This is a genomic window from Massilia sp. UYP11, assembly GCF_050434805.1.
In the GTDB taxonomy this organism is placed as follows: domain Bacteria; phylum Pseudomonadota; class Gammaproteobacteria; order Burkholderiales; family Burkholderiaceae_D; genus Telluria.
On sequence record NZ_JBNDJE010000002.1, the window covers coordinates 186,483 to 200,117 of the forward strand.

Consider the following 13,635-nt stretch of genomic DNA (forward strand, 5'->3'; position numbering starts at 1 on the left):
CGGGCGCCGGATCAGCCGCCCAGCACCTTGCGCAGGGTGCGCGACAGGTCTTCGGCCGAGAACTTGGCGACGTAGGCGTCGGCGCGCACGTTCTTGACGTGCTCTTCGTTGGTGCTGCCCGACAGCGACGAGTGGATGACGACCGGCAGGTTGCCGAAGCGGTTGCTCGACTTGATGTTGCGGGTGAGCGTGAAGCCGTCCATCTCCGGCATCTCGAGGTCGGTCAGCACCATGGCCACGCGGTCGTACACGGTGCGGCCTTCGGCTTCGGCCGCCGCGGCGATCGTGCCCAGCTGGTCCCAGGCTTCCTTGCCGCTCTTGGTCATGATGTAGGGCAGGCCCATCGCTTCCAGGCCCTGCTCGATCAGTGCGCGCGCCACCACCGAATCGTCGGCCGCCAGGATCACGGCGCCCGGCTTGATCGTGATCCTGGCGCCCACGGCCTGCTCCATGTTCTCGCGCTCCTGGGTCGGGTTCAGGTTGCGCAGGATGGTCTCGACGTCGAGCACCTGGGCCAGGCGCGCCGGCTGGCCATCCTGCTCGGGCAGGCGCGCGATGCTGGTCACCATGCCGCTGCCGGCGCTGTGCTCGGCGGTCATCACCTGGCTCCAGTCCAGGCGCACGATCTCTTCCACGCTCTCGACGGCGAAGGCCTGGGTGGTGCGCGCGAACTCGGTCACCAGCATGATGTTCAGGCCTGACCTGGGCTTGACGCCGGTGATGCCCGGCAGGTCGAGCACCTGGATGATCTGGCCGCGCAGGTTGACCACGCCCAGCACGTGGCGCGGCGCGCCGGCCACCGCCGTGATCTCGGGCATGGCGACGATTTCGCGGATCTTGAAGACGTTGATGCCGAACAGCTCGTTGTGGTTGCCCTGCTCGTCACCGCCCAGGCGGAACAACAGCAATTCGAATTTGTTGGTGCCGGTCAGGTTGCTGCGCTCGTCGACTTCTTGTTGTACCGATTTCATGTTCCATCCTGGAGTAATAGTGCTGCACGGAAACCATTTCGGAAGTCATTGTAGTCGCGCGGCTGTTTCTTGGGTCAAGACACGCCACAAGCCTTGCTGATATTGCAGGAACCAGTGCAAAAAAACCACGATTTGTCACACGACGCCGAAGACGTAATAGACACCGATGACAAAGAACACGGCCGCCGTCTTGATCAGCGTAACGGCGAAGATGTCGCGGTAGGCTTCGCGATGGGTCAGGCCAGTGACCGCCAGCAGGGTGATCACGGCGCCGTTGTGCGGCAGGGTGTCCATGCCGCCGCTGGCCATCGCCACTACCCGGTGCATCACCTCGAGCGAGATCCCGGCATGCTCGGCGCCGCGAATGAAAACGTCGGACATCGCGGCCAGCGCAATGCTCATGCCGCCCGAGGCCGAGCCGGTGATGCCGGCCAGCGAGCTGACCGAGACCGCCGCGTTCACCAGCGGATCCGGAATGCTGCGCAGCGCATCGCTCACCACCAGGAAGCCCGGCAGCGCCGCGATCACGCCGCCGAAGCCATACTCCGACGCCGTATTCATCGCCGCCAGCAGCGCGCCGCCGACCGCCGCCTTGCTGCCATCGGCGAAGCGCCCGGCCACGCGCCTGAACGCGGTCGCGACCACGAACAGGATCCCCAGCCGCAGCGCCGCCTGCACCGCCCAGATCGCGGTCACGGTCTTGATCGTGGTGGTTACCGGCGTGGAGATACCCGGCAGGATCGCGGGCGGCACGGTGTGGCTGTCGGCGCCATACCAGACCGGGATCATGCGGGTGAAGACGAAGTTGGCCACGCCCACCAGCAGCAGGGGCGCCAGCGCCAGCAGCGGATGCGGCAAGCCGCCGGCATCGATATCCACCCGTTCCGGTTCGTTCACCAGCGAGGCGCCATAGCCCTCCCCCTTGCCGGCCGCCGTGCGGCGGCGCCACTCGAGGTAGCAGAGCCCAACCGCCAGGATGAACAGCGCGCCGATGGTGCCCAGGACCGGGGCCGCCCACGCGGTGGTCTGGAAGAAGGTGGTCGGTATGATGTTCTGGATCTGCGGCGTGCCGGGCAAGGCGTCCATCGTGAACGAAAAGGCCCCCAGCGCGATCGCTCCCGGCAGCAGGCGCTTGGGGATATCGCTCTGGCGATAGAGTTCGGCCGCGAACGGGTAGACCGCGAACACCACCACGAACAGCGACACACCGCCATAGGTGAGCAACGCGCACACGGCGACGATGACGGCATTGGCGCGCGCGGCGCCGATGTGGCGGATCGCGGCGGCCACGATGGACTCGGAAAAGCCCGACAGTTCGATCACCTTGCCGAACACCGCGCCGAGCATGAATACCGGGAAGTACAGCTTGACGAAACCGACCATCTTTTCCATGTAGATGCCGGAAAACACCGGGGCCACCTGCGCCGGGTCGGTCAGCAGCACCGCGCCGAGGGCGGCGACCGGCGCGAACAGGATGACGCTGTAGCCGCGGTAGGCGGCGAACATCAGGAATACCAGTGCGGCCAGGACGATCAGGAAGGACACGACGACTCCATGGTGATGGCGTGTAATGACGGGATCATTATAGAAAGGGAGCGCGGTCGCGGGCCAGCGCTTGCGACGCCGCCGCGCGCGTTCATGCGGGCGGCATCGAAACCTTGCCTTGGGGCCATGTCGTCATCGAGCGGCGGCGCCGGATCCTGCCGGCAGTCCAGCGAGCAATAGCGAAGCATGACGCGGGCGACGGTGATGCTAGAACAGCGTCTGCTGCGGGCTCGTCAGATTGGCGAAGCTGTCGCCCAGGAAGGGCAGGATGGCGTCGGCCACCGGTTCGAGCTGGCGCGTGAGATAGTGTTCGTAGTCGATGGCCCCACGGCGCGCTTCCATCGGCTCGGGGCCGTTCGAGGTCATCACGTAGCGGATCCAGCCGCCCTTGCGGTACAGCGCCGGGCGGCCCTGGCGCAGGTGGTGTTCGTCGGCCATGCGCGCGGCGCGCACGTGCGGCGGCACGTTGCGCTGGTATTCCTCCAGCGGCCGGCGCAGGCGCTTGCGGTAGACGAGGTCGTCGTCGCATTCGCCGCGCAACATGCGCGCGACCAGCTCGCGCACGTAGTCCTGGTAGGGCTGGCCCTTGAAGATGCGTTCGTAGAGCCCCTGCTGGAAGGCTTGCGCGAGCGGGGTCCAGTCGGTGCGCACCGTCTCCAGGCCCTTGTAGACCATCTCTTCGCCGCCGTCCGCGTTCGCCGCCAGTCCGGCGTAGCGCTTCTTGCTGCCTTCGTCCGACCCGCGCACGGTGGGCATCAGGAAGCGGCGAAAGTGCACGTCGTATTCCAGTTCGAGCGCGCTCTCGATGCCCAGCTCGGCCTGCAGGTGCGCACGCCACCAGCCGTTCACGTGCTCGACCAGGGCCTGCCCGATGCGGCGCGCCTCGCCTTCGGCATGCGCGCGCCCCAGCCAGACGAATGTCGAATCGGTGTCGCCATAGATCACCTGGTAGCCCTGCTCCTCGATCAGCTCGCGCGTGCGGTGCATGATGTCATGGCCGCGCATCGTGATCGACGAGGCCAGGCGCGGGTCGAAGAAGCGGCAGCCGGTGGTGCCCAGCACGCCGTAGAAGGCGTTCATGATGATCTTGAGCGCCTGCGACAGCGGCGCATTGCGCTCGCGCTTGGCGGCCTCGCGGCCGGCCCAGACCTGGGTCACGATGCCGGGCAGGCAGTGCCTGGTGCGCGAGAAGCGCCCGCCGCGGTAGCCCGGCACCGTGGCGTCCTCGGGCTCGCGCAGGCCTTCGACCAGGCCGAGCGGATCGATCAGGAAAGTGCGGATGATCGACGGATACAGGCTTTTGTAGTCCAGCACCAGCACCGAATCGTAGAGGCCCGAGCGCGAATCCATCACGAAGCCGCCGGGGCTGTCGGCGCCGGCGACGTCGCCGATGTTCGGCGCCACCCGTCCCTGGCGGTGCAGCAGCGGCATGTACAGGTGCTCGAACGCCGCCACCGAACCGCCGCTGCGGTCGGCCGCGAGCCCGGTCACGCTGGCGCGCTCCAGCAGGAAGGCCATCAGCTTCGTCTTGTCGAAGATCCGGGTGACCAGCTCGCAATCCTTGAGGTTGTACCAGGCAAGCGCCGGCTTGTCCTCGGCGAACATGCGGTCGATCTCGGCCATGCGGTCGTGCGGATTGTCGATCGCCTTGCCTTCGCCGAGCAGGGCGCGCGACACGTTCTCGAGACTGAAGGACGGGAAGCTCCAGGTGGCCGAATGCAGCGCGTCGATGCCGTCGATGACCAGGCGGCCGGCGATGCAGATGAAGTAGTGTTCCTGCTTGCCGCCATGCTCGCGCCACTCGATCGCGCTGCCGTCACGGCCCAGGCGCAGCGGGCGGTTGAAACGCTCGGCGTGCTTTTGCAGCACGCGCAGGTCGAACTGGATCAGGTTCCAGCCGATGATGGCGTCGGGGTCGTGGCGGATGATCCACTGTTCCAGGCGGTCGAGCAGTTCGAGCCGGGTGTCGCAGTAGTCGAGTTCGAAATCGCGCTCACCGTCCTGGCCATTGGGCGGACCGAGCATGTAGACCTGGCGCTGGCCGCAGCCTTCGAGCGCGATCGAGCGCAGTTCGCCCTGAAAGGTGGTCTCGATGTCGAGCGACACGGTGCGGATCGCCGGCCGGTAGCCCGGCGCCGGTTTCAGGACCGCGTCGACCAGCAGCAACGGATCGCCGTCGACCGGCGTGCCGCCAAAACTCACTGGCGCCGTGATGAAGCGCTCCATCAGGTAGCGCTCGGGCGGACGCACGTCGCCCTCGAACACGTCGAGGCCATGCTGGCGCAGCTGCTTTTCGATGCGCATCAGCTGGCGGTACTTGCGACAGTACAGGCCGGCGACCGGCCGGTGGCGAAAGTCGCGCAACTCGAGCGCACGCAGCTCCCATCCGCGCTCATCGACCAGCAGTTGTTCGACGGCGGCGCGTTGTTCCTCGGGAATGAAAGCCACGGGCGTTTGCAGCGGCAGGCGCAGGCGGCGCGGGCCGGCATCGGTGGCGAGCCAGAACTCGACCTCGCAGCCGGCGGCGGTGTCGCGCCAGTGACGCGTCAACAGGAAGCCCGTTTCCACACCCGTCTCCATCAGCGGTAGCGCTGCAGCTCGGCCTCGGTGAAGCCGGCCTGGCGCCGGCCCTCGATATTGAACGGTCCCTTGAGGACGGGCGCCTTGTAGCGCGCGGTCAGTTCATCGTAGGTGGCGATCGGCTCGAGCCCGCGTTCGCGGCACAGGCTGAAGTACCAACGATTGCCGATCTCGACGTGCCCTACTTCGTCCACCAGCAGCCGGTCGAGGATCAGGGCTGCCGCCAGGTCGCCGGCCTGGGCGATCTTCTTGCGCAGCGGCGGAATCGCATCGAGCCCGCGCGCTTCCAGGGTGCGCGGCACCAGCGCCATGCGCGCCATGACGTCGTCGCCCGTCTTGGCCACCATCTCCCACAGGCTGTCGTGGCCGGGAAAGTCGCCGTAGGCGTAACCGAGCGTGGCCAGGTGCGCGCTGAGCATCGTGAAGTGCAGCGCCTCTTCGTCGGCCACGCGCAGCCAGTCGAGGTAATACTGCGCCGGCATGCCGTGGAAACGCCACAGCGCGTCGAGCGCCAGGTTGATGGCGTTGAATTCGATGTGCGCCAGCGCGTGGATCAGCATGGCCCGGCCTTCGGGCGTGGCCATCGAACGGCGGCCGACCTGCAGCGGCGGCACCAGTTCGGGGCGCAGCGGGCGGCCGGGGATGCCGGCGGGCGCGGCGAGCGCGATGGCGGTGTCGATGCGCACGGTCCCGGCCTTGCTGGCGGCGGTCAGGGCGGCGACCGCCCGGGCCTTGGTTGCGGGATCGGTTTCGAGCAGCGCATGCAGTGCGGCGGCGCGGAGTTCCATGGTGAGGTGTGTGCTGGCAAAACCCGCATTTTACTCAATTCCAGTGCATGCTCTTGAGGGGCGCCAAACTACATTTTCGGGAGACATGGAACACTCAAACGTTGATTCGTACCAGGAGTTTCAGAATGCCCACATCGGTACTAATGAAAATTTGGAAACTCAGCAATAGCGAGAAAGTCTACTTGATGATGTACCCAGAGCATGCGGCCTCGATCGACGAGGCAGCGCGTGCTGCAACCGAAGAGACGAAGCGGCGATTCGGCAGACACGACCACAACGGCCAGGGTGACGCGTTTCGACATTGCTTCTGGTCTGCAATTCTCTGTCGCGAGATTGGGTATAACAATGCGCTCAGATACACGTCGGCGCACGAAGATTTCCCGGAGAACCCACCGGACGAAAAAGCCATGGATCTGCATAACAATGAAGTCGGTCTCAGGATTGGTCGCATTCCCACTTCGAATCAATTGCTCGGTCAACTTTGTATCAGTGCTTTACGGTCGGGCCAGTTAAAAGTAATCAGACAGTGAGATGAGCAGATGCCGACCCGAGCGCAAGTCTTATTGCTTTCGATTCTACTTTCCGGCTGCTGGAACTCAGTCGAGGATCAAGCCAAAAAACTGGGGGCGCGTGAGTTTACCACGCAGACGTGGGCAACCGCCACTGACCTGCAGCGTGGCGAGATGACTGCCTCGCTTCTTAGAAAGCATGACGTCACCAGCTTTCATCGTAAGGAAGTGGTTGCACTGCTTGGGGCGCCAACGGGATACTACGACTATGACACCAATCCAGCCTATTTTGTTGGGCCAACGACCGTCGAGAGTATGTACGGAAAAGGCTACTTGCTGGTATTTGAGACCGACAAATACGATGGGGAGGTCGACAGAGTATTCTTCCTACCCGAAGTGGAATGAAAGCTGATCGCACGCATGTCTGACAGCGTTACTGTGCTTGCCCACCTTCAGTCGGTCCGGTTGACCGCCATGCGCGTAGTCTGTCCGCTATTGCTTTCGATGCTCGGGCTAGCCGGATGTTGGCTGAACTCGGTTGAGGATCAGGCGCGCAAGCTCGGAGGGCGCGAATTCACGCCCGAAGCTTGGGCGTCTGCGTCTCAGGTGGAGCGGGCGAAAATGACCGCGTCCTTCCTCGAACAGCACGACACCAGAAATTTCACCAGAAAAGACGTGGAGGCGTTGCTCGGCACTCAGACCGCCTATTACGACTACGATACGAACCTGGCCTATGTTGTCGGGCCGGACACCGTCAGTAGCATGTACGGAAAAGGGTATCTGCTGGTCTTCGAAGCCGACAAAGACGACGGCAGGATCGACAGTGTATTTTTTGTCCCGGAAGTCGAATAAGCCACCCAGCCCCCTACATGTGTCTGAACAAGTGCGCATACACCGGGCTGACCCGCGGCTTGTCCGACCGCCCGCGCAGGTTCAGGGTCACCTTGCCCATGTCATCGCGCCCCGCGCTCAGCACGCACGCCATGTTCACCACCATGCTGCGGCTGACCTGCCGGAACTGCCCCGGATCGAGCTGCGGCAGCAAGTCCTTCAGCGGCACCCGGATCAGCGCCTCGCCGTCCGCCGTCACCACGTTCACGTACTTGTCGACCGCCTGGAAGAACACGACGTCGGCCACCGGAATCATGCGCACCACGTTGCCGACCGCCGCGCGCACCGTGCTCAAGCGCTCGCTCACCGCTGACGCCGGCAGCAGCGCCTGCAGCTGGCCGAGCAGCCGGCCCAGGGCGTCCGCATCCGTGGCGTCCACTGCCGCCGCATGCCGCGCCCCGACCAGCGCGCGCAGGCGCTCCACCGTCTTGCCGAGCCGCCCCGCGCTGACCGGCTTGAGCACGTAGTCCACCGCGGCGCGCTCGAAGGCCTCGACCGCGTAGTCGTCGAAGGCGGTCACGAACACGATGTGCGGGAGCGGCTGCGGTCCTTCCCAGCGCTCGGCCAGTTCCTCGGCCGCCTCCAGCCCGGTCTGGCCCGGCATGCGGATATCAAGGAACAGCACGTCGGGCCGCAGCGCCAGCGCCTGCTCCACCGCCGCCACGCCGTTCGGCGCCGTGCCCACGATGTCCAGCCCAGGCCACAAGTCCCGCAAGGTCCTGGCCAGGGTGGCGGCCAGGATCGGTTCGTCTTCGGCAATCAGGGCGCGGGTCATGCGGTGGTCTCCAGGGGAAGGCTCAAGCGGGCCAGCGCGCCGCGTGGCGCGGCCGGCGTCAGGAACAGCGTCGCGCGCTCGCCGTACAGGGCCTCGAGGCGTTCGCGGGTGGTCGACACCCCCACCCCGCCGCCGCGCCGGCCATGCAGCTGGCCCAGGCCAAGACCGGTGTCGCGCACCTCGATCACGAGGCTGTCGCCGGCCACGCTGGCCTTGACGACGACCTCGCCGCCATCGACCTTCGGCTCCAGACCATGCACGATCGCGTTCTCCACCAGCGGCTGCAGCAGCATCGTGGGCAGGCGCGCCGTCGCCAGCGCGGGCGGCAGGTCGAGGCGATAGGCCAGCCGCTCGCCCATGCGCACGCCCATCAAGCCCAGGTAGGCGTCCATCGCCGCGAATTCCTGCTCCAGGGTCGTGGTCTCGGCGCGCGAAACGCTCAGGGTCGCGCGCAAGTACTGGATCAGCTGGTCGAGCATCTCGCTGGCGCGGTCGGGGTCGATCGCGATCAGGCCCTGCAGGTTGGCCAGCGTGTTGAACAGCATGTGCGGCTCGATCTGCGCCTGCAGCAGGCGCAGTTGCGCCTGCAGCGCCTGGCGTTCAATGACCTCGGCGCGCAGCCGCGCCGCCGCATGCTCGTCCTCGATGCGGCGCACCCGTTCGCGGTATCTCACCAGCACCACCATCGTCATCGTTCCGAGCATGGTGAAGAGGATCATGCTCATGCGGCCGGGCGTCGGATACTCGGCCAGCGCCGGGGTCGGGATGCCGAGCATCGCGCCGCCGGCGCTCAGGCCCATGAAATGCGCCACCGGTGCCGCCGCGATCGCCAGCGCCAGGAACGGCGCCCATTCGCGCAGGCCCCAGTGCGGCCGGTCCCACCACAGCAGCCTGCCGCCATTGACGATGGTGAAGGCCACGATGCCGATCAGGATCGACACCAGCAGGTTTTCGAGGAACTGCCCGGATACCAGGCCGATGAAGGCGGCGAGCACGGCGCTGATGGCGATCGACAACGGCAGATCGGCGAGCAGGCGCCGCAGGCGCGAACGCGGGGCTGGCAGGAGGCAATGGATGGAGCTGGACATGCTGGCTCGCTTGACTGAAAGTAAAGCCATTGTGCCCAGCAGCCGGGCGACCGGCAAGATGCGCTGCGACGAACCGGAGAATGGATGGCGCGAAGCGGCTCCGGCGTCGACCGAAACGGCTTGGCGCAAGCACCGGAGCGCGGCGTTCACAAGCGATCATCACCGTCACCGACGTCGCCCGTCCGCGCGGATCGCCCTGGGGTGATCGAAGAAGGCGATCGACGAAGCCCGCGACGGACGCTCGCAATACGTGCGCCTCTCGCTCCAGCCTCGATGGACGGGTGCGCAATTTGGCGGCATGTGTCAGGCGATCAGAGGCGCGCCGCGACCGTCCCTGGGCGCTTGAGTGGCAGGCCGGGCGTGAAGCGGGCCGCCGCGAATGCGATGACTGGACCTTCGTTGGATGCCCGTGCAAGACCTCTGATACCGGGCGCAAATGCCATGCCAGACGAACCAATCAAACCATGCCAACACAACGCGCCATGAGAACGCTTGGTTTACCAGGCAATTGACCGCAGTTACCTGGCATGTCATATTGCAATTTTTTTACCCCCCAAGGAAGTCCACGCATGCGTCACCTCGTCTCTGCCCTCGGCCTCAGCCTTGCCCTCGCCGGCTGCGCGACCCAGACCGATGCGCCCCGCGCGTTCGCCCAGGATGCGCTCGCCAGCCACATCTCGGCCGACTCGCTGCGCGGCCACCTGTCCTTCCTCGCGTCCGACATGCTCGAGGGCCGCGGCACGCCCTCGCGCGGCGTCGACCTGGCCGCCGAATACATCGCCGCCCAGTTCCGCCGCGCCGGCCTGGAAGCAGCCGGCGACGACGGCTACTACCAGACCGCCAACTGGCAGTACGCCAGGCGCGGCGAGAAGGACATCACGATCACGGTGACGGCGGGCGGCAGGACGATCGAGGTCCCGGCCGGCAGCGCCTCGGCCAACTTCGTCGATCCGGTCGCCCTCGGGACCACGCCGGCCGTGTTCATGCAGTGGCAGGCGGCGCTGGACGACGAGAGCGCGGCCAATGGCAAGGTGCTGGTCGTGCCCGCGGCGGCGATTCCCGGCGCGGCCGGCGTGCTGAAAGCGAAGCTGCGCAGCAAACCCGCGCTGGTCGTGATGATCGACCGCGAACGCCGCCACGGCCGCACCCGGGATGGCTGGCTGATCGACCCGAGCCAGCCGGTGCCCAAGGACGGCCCGCCGGTCGTGCTGCTGCACGCGGCCGACGTTGCCGCCACGCTCGAACGGGGCGGCGCGAGCATGGCCGCCAGGGTGGCCGCGCCGACCGTCAGCCCGGTCAAGCTGCGCAACGTGATCGGCGTGCTGCGCGGATCGGATCCGCAACTCAAGCACACCTACGTCATGCTCAGCGCCCACTACGACCACCTGGGCATCCGCGACGGCGAGATCCATAACGGCGCCAACGACGACGGCAGCGGCACCGTATCGGTGATCGAGATCGCCGCAGCCATGGCGGCGCAGAAGGAGCGTCCACGGCGCAGCATCGTGTTCGTGGCCCTGTTCGGCGAAGAGCTGGGCCTCCTGGGGTCGCGTTACTATGCGAAGAACCCGGTGTTTCCGCTGAAGGACACCGTGATGAACCTGAACCTCGAGCAGCTGGGCCGCACCGACGACAGCGAAGGAGCGCAGGTCTCGTCCGCGACCATGACGGGCTTTGACTACTCGACCGTGGGCACGACCATGCAGCGCGCCGCCGAGCGCACCGGCATCCGTTTCTGGAAGCATCCGACCAACAGCGACCGCTATTTCGCGCGCAGCGACAACCAGGCCCTGGCCAACGCCGGCGTGCCGGCCCACACGCTGGCGGTGGCCTTCGGCTTTCCCGACTACCACGGCAAGGACGACACCTGGGACAAGATCGACTACGACAATATGGCGCGCGTGAACCGCATGATCGCCGTCGCCGTGCAGGACATCGCCAACGACCCGGCCAAGCCGGCCTGGACCGACGTGCCGAATGCCGCCAGGTACCGCGAGGCGGCGCGCGCGTTGCACGCCGCCCCATGACGTCAGCACCCGCCAGGTGATCGCCGACCTGTCGATCCGCCCGGCCGGCGCACCCGCGCCGGTGCGGGTCGACGCCATGTGCCTGGTCGCAGGCAGCGGCGCCGCAGGGGACCGCCATCTCGATCCGCTTTCCCCGCGCCAGCTGCTGCTCGCTTCCAGCGCCAGCTATGCCGCCCTCGCGCTGGCGCCCCAGGCGCTGCGCGAAAATCTCCTGCTCGACGACGACATCGACCACCTGCCATCCGGCACCGTGCTGCGCATCGGCGCAGAGGCGCAGGTGCGCCTGATGTTCGCGTGCGAAGCCTGCGCACGGCTGGACGGTCATGGCGAGCGCCTGGCGGCCCGGATCGGCACGCGCCGCGGCGTCCTGGCGCGCGTCGTCGCAGCCGGGATCATTCATCCGGGCGACCCGGTGCGCGACCTCGGCCAGCGCTTCCCGTCATGGGCCGACGACTGGCGCCTGCGGGTACGGCAGGTGCTCGACGCCGTTGCGCCGGGCGCGGTGGTCGAATACGCCCAGCTGGCGCGTCTGGCCGGGATTCAGTCGAGCTACTGCCGCGCCTTTCCGCGTCTGCTGCGCGCGCTGGGGCCGGCTTACGCGCAGAAGGCCATTGCGGCGCGGAGCGTCGTTCCCCAGGCACGCTGGGCGGGCGCTGGCCTGTTCGACGCCGTTACGAGCGGTCGGGGGAGCGCTTCGGCGCCGGTTTGAGCCGGCTCACGCCGAAGATCACCAGCGCCAGCCCGCCCAACTGGTACGGCGATACCGGCTCTCCCAGCAGCAGCCACGATGCGAACACGGTCAGCACCGGTCCCAGGTTGCCCACTGCCGCCGCCTGCGCCGCGCCCATGCGACCGATCGCCAGCGCCAGCCAGTAGATCGGCAGCGTGGTCGAGACCACGGCCATCAGGCCGCCATTGAACCAGACCGCCGCCGGCAGCGCCGGCAGCGCGGCCGCATCGCCCACCGCCATGAAGTGCCCCAGCACGAACACGCACGATGCGCTGCCGGCCAGCCCGGCCAGGCGCATGGAGCCGATACGGGTCACCAGTGCCCCGGTGCCCAGGTAGTACAGGGCGTAGGTCACGGCGCTGGCGAATACCCAGGCCGAACCCACCATCACGTCGCGGCTCCAGCCCGCCACCTGCAGGTCGTGCACGAAGCCGATGCCCAGGCCGAGATAGCAGATCGCCAGCGCCTGCAGGGTACGGCCGGAGGGCTGCTCGCGCGTCAGGCAGACCTGGAACAGCAGCACCAGCGTCGGGTACAGGTAGAGAATCAGCCGCTCCAGCCCAGCCGTGATGGTCTGCAGGCCGTAGAAGTCAAACAGGCTGGAAAGATAGTAGCCGAGGAAGCCCAGCAGCGCGATATGGATGCCGTCCCTGACCGACAGCGGCGCGGCGGCATGGGCGCGCGCCAGCCAGGCCAGCCACAGGAACAGCGGCAGCGCGAAGCCCATGCGCACGGCCAGCAGCGTGAGCGGCTCGACCGGCGCCGCTGCATAGCCCAACTTGACGAATACCGCCTTCATGCTGAAGCCGGCGGCGGCCAGCACCGCGTACAGGCGGCCATCCTGCGACCAGCGGCGCAGACGTACCTGGGTTGGACTCATGTTCGGATTTCGGTGGCAAAGACCTTATTCTGCCAAGAAAGTATCTGCGCTGGAATGCGTGATTCCCGGACCGGGCCTTCGCGAGAAGAGAAATCCCGTGCAGGTCGACCAAACGGGCAACTCCGTGTGTGCTTCGCTCATCCGCAGACCTCGGCTCAGCAGCCAGACATGTTGTTAAGTTATCTAGCGCACAGCCGATGAGTGTTGGAAATGTTGTAATAGCTCCATCGCGCACGATTGAGGTCGTGGCGTGAGTCAAAAATTAGCAGCTGGTGTAAGCTAAACGACAACATTTATTTTAGGAGCCCACAATGAAAACCACTATCGCCCTGTCCGCCATCATGCTGTCCGTCGCCGTCCTGGCCACTGGTTGCAACAAGAACGACAATATGGGCCCGGCGCAAGAAGCCGGCGCCGCCATCGACAACGCAGGCCGTAACGTCGCTGAGGAAACCCGCGAAGGCGTGGCTGCCGCCGACGCCGCCGCTGAGCGCGCGGGCGACAACATCGAAGCCGCCGGTGAGCGCGCCGAAGCCGCTGCCGAGCGCGCTGGCGACCGCATCGAAAACGCCACCGCCGAAGTGCGCCAGGAATCGCGTGAAGCCGCCGCCGAAGCCAAGGACGCCGCCAGCGACGCCACCGCCGCAGCTGGCCGCAGCGTCGAGCGCGCTGGCGAAAAGATGCAGGACGCTTCGAAGTAATCCTGTCGCGTTTCAATCATCCACGCCGCGCAACCGGGTAACCGGTTGCGCGGTTGTTCCGCTTTCCTGGCGCGGCGCTTCTTCGGCCGGCCACTCCTCTGCTATGCTGGCATGCCCGACAACCAGCATGCGCCTGCGCTCATGCCCGCG

13 protein-coding genes are annotated in these 13,635 nt (G+C 66.6%); 6 read left to right on the top strand and 7 right to left on the bottom strand.

All coding sequences use genetic code 11. The features are described from left to right. Nucleotides 1-11: 11 nt before the first annotated feature. The 4 genes from ABIB38_RS04355 to ABIB38_RS04370 form a co-directional block, all read right to left on the bottom strand. Nucleotides 12-971 carry a chemotaxis protein gene (locus ABIB38_RS04355; RefSeq protein ID WP_429202060.1) on the bottom strand — a complete coding sequence of 320 codons (960 nt, stop codon included), beginning with the start codon at nucleotides 969-971 and terminating at the stop codon, nucleotides 12-14. 135 nt (nucleotides 972-1,106) lie between these two features. After that, nucleotides 1,107-2,516: a GntP family permease gene (locus tag ABIB38_RS04360; RefSeq protein WP_429202062.1), complete on the bottom strand. Its 1,410-nt coding sequence runs from the start codon at nucleotides 2,514-2,516 to the stop codon at nucleotides 1,107-1,109. Nucleotides 2,517-2,723: 207 nt separating this feature from the next. Further along, nucleotides 2,724-5,096, bottom strand: a complete 2,373-nt coding sequence (locus tag ABIB38_RS04365) for a DNA polymerase II (RefSeq protein ID WP_429202064.1) — start codon at nucleotides 5,094-5,096, stop codon at nucleotides 2,724-2,726. Further along, entirely contained in the window at nucleotides 5,096-5,884 is a 789-nt protein-coding gene (locus ABIB38_RS04370) for a ferritin-like domain-containing protein (protein WP_429202066.1), read from the bottom strand. Before ABIB38_RS04370 ends, ABIB38_RS04365 begins: the two co-directional genes overlap by 1 nt. A gap of 125 nt (nucleotides 5,885-6,009) precedes the next feature. On the opposite strand from ABIB38_RS04370, the gene ABIB38_RS04375 reads away from it, so the two are divergent. From ABIB38_RS04375 to ABIB38_RS04385, 3 genes are read left to right on the top strand one after another with little or no spacing between them, the layout of a single operon-like run. Continuing rightward, nucleotides 6,010-6,414 carry a DUF6973 domain-containing protein gene (locus ABIB38_RS04375; RefSeq protein ID WP_429202068.1) on the top strand — a complete coding sequence of 135 codons (405 nt, stop codon included), beginning with the start codon at nucleotides 6,010-6,012 and terminating at the stop codon, nucleotides 6,412-6,414. A gap of 9 nt (nucleotides 6,415-6,423) precedes the next feature. Beyond that, complete coding sequence (locus ABIB38_RS04380; RefSeq protein ID WP_429202069.1) at nucleotides 6,424-6,798, top strand: hypothetical protein; 375 nt, start codon at nucleotides 6,424-6,426, stop codon at nucleotides 6,796-6,798. 15 nt (nucleotides 6,799-6,813) lie between these two features. Next, the gene (locus ABIB38_RS04385) at nucleotides 6,814-7,245 is read left to right on the top strand and encodes a hypothetical protein (RefSeq protein WP_429202071.1); all 432 of its coding nucleotides are present in this window, start codon (nucleotides 6,814-6,816) and stop codon (nucleotides 7,243-7,245) included. Between the two features lie 13 nt (nucleotides 7,246-7,258). On the opposite strand, the gene ABIB38_RS04390 is transcribed toward ABIB38_RS04385, so the two are convergent. Together ABIB38_RS04390 and ABIB38_RS04395 are read right to left on the bottom strand one after the other, a co-directional pair. After that, the gene (locus ABIB38_RS04390; protein WP_429202072.1) at nucleotides 7,259-8,059 is read right to left on the bottom strand and encodes a LytR/AlgR family response regulator transcription factor; all 801 of its coding nucleotides are present in this window, start codon (nucleotides 8,057-8,059) and stop codon (nucleotides 7,259-7,261) included. After that, complete coding sequence (locus ABIB38_RS04395) at nucleotides 8,056-9,147, bottom strand: sensor histidine kinase (RefSeq protein ID WP_429202074.1); 1,092 nt, start codon at nucleotides 9,145-9,147, stop codon at nucleotides 8,056-8,058. The genes ABIB38_RS04390 and ABIB38_RS04395 overlap by 4 nt, the downstream gene beginning before the upstream one ends. Before the next feature lie 569 nt (nucleotides 9,148-9,716). On the opposite strand from ABIB38_RS04395, the gene ABIB38_RS04400 reads away from it, so the two are divergent. Both ABIB38_RS04400 and ABIB38_RS04405 read left to right on the top strand, forming a co-directional pair. Next, a complete protein-coding gene (locus ABIB38_RS04400) occupies nucleotides 9,717-11,174 on the top strand; it encodes a M28 family peptidase (RefSeq protein ID WP_429202076.1) in 1,458 nt (485 codons plus the stop codon). After that, nucleotides 11,125-11,883, top strand: coding sequence for an MOSC domain-containing protein (locus tag ABIB38_RS04405; RefSeq protein WP_429202078.1), 759 nt, complete (start codon nucleotides 11,125-11,127; stop codon nucleotides 11,881-11,883). The genes ABIB38_RS04400 and ABIB38_RS04405 overlap by 50 nt, the downstream gene beginning before the upstream one ends. Here the strand turns inward: ABIB38_RS04405 and ABIB38_RS04410 are convergent. Further along, nucleotides 11,846-12,784, bottom strand: coding sequence for a DMT family transporter (locus ABIB38_RS04410; protein ID WP_429202080.1), 939 nt, complete (start codon nucleotides 12,782-12,784; stop codon nucleotides 11,846-11,848). The two genes, ABIB38_RS04405 and ABIB38_RS04410, sit on opposite strands and share 38 nt — an antisense overlap. 311 nt (nucleotides 12,785-13,095) lie before the next feature. Here ABIB38_RS04410 and ABIB38_RS04415 point away from each other — a divergent pair, with 311 nt between their 5' ends. Continuing rightward, on the top strand, nucleotides 13,096-13,485 hold the full coding sequence (locus tag ABIB38_RS04415) for a hypothetical protein (RefSeq protein ID WP_429202082.1): 390 nt from the start codon (nucleotides 13,096-13,098) through the stop codon (nucleotides 13,483-13,485). Nucleotides 13,486-13,635 lie beyond the last annotated feature (150 nt).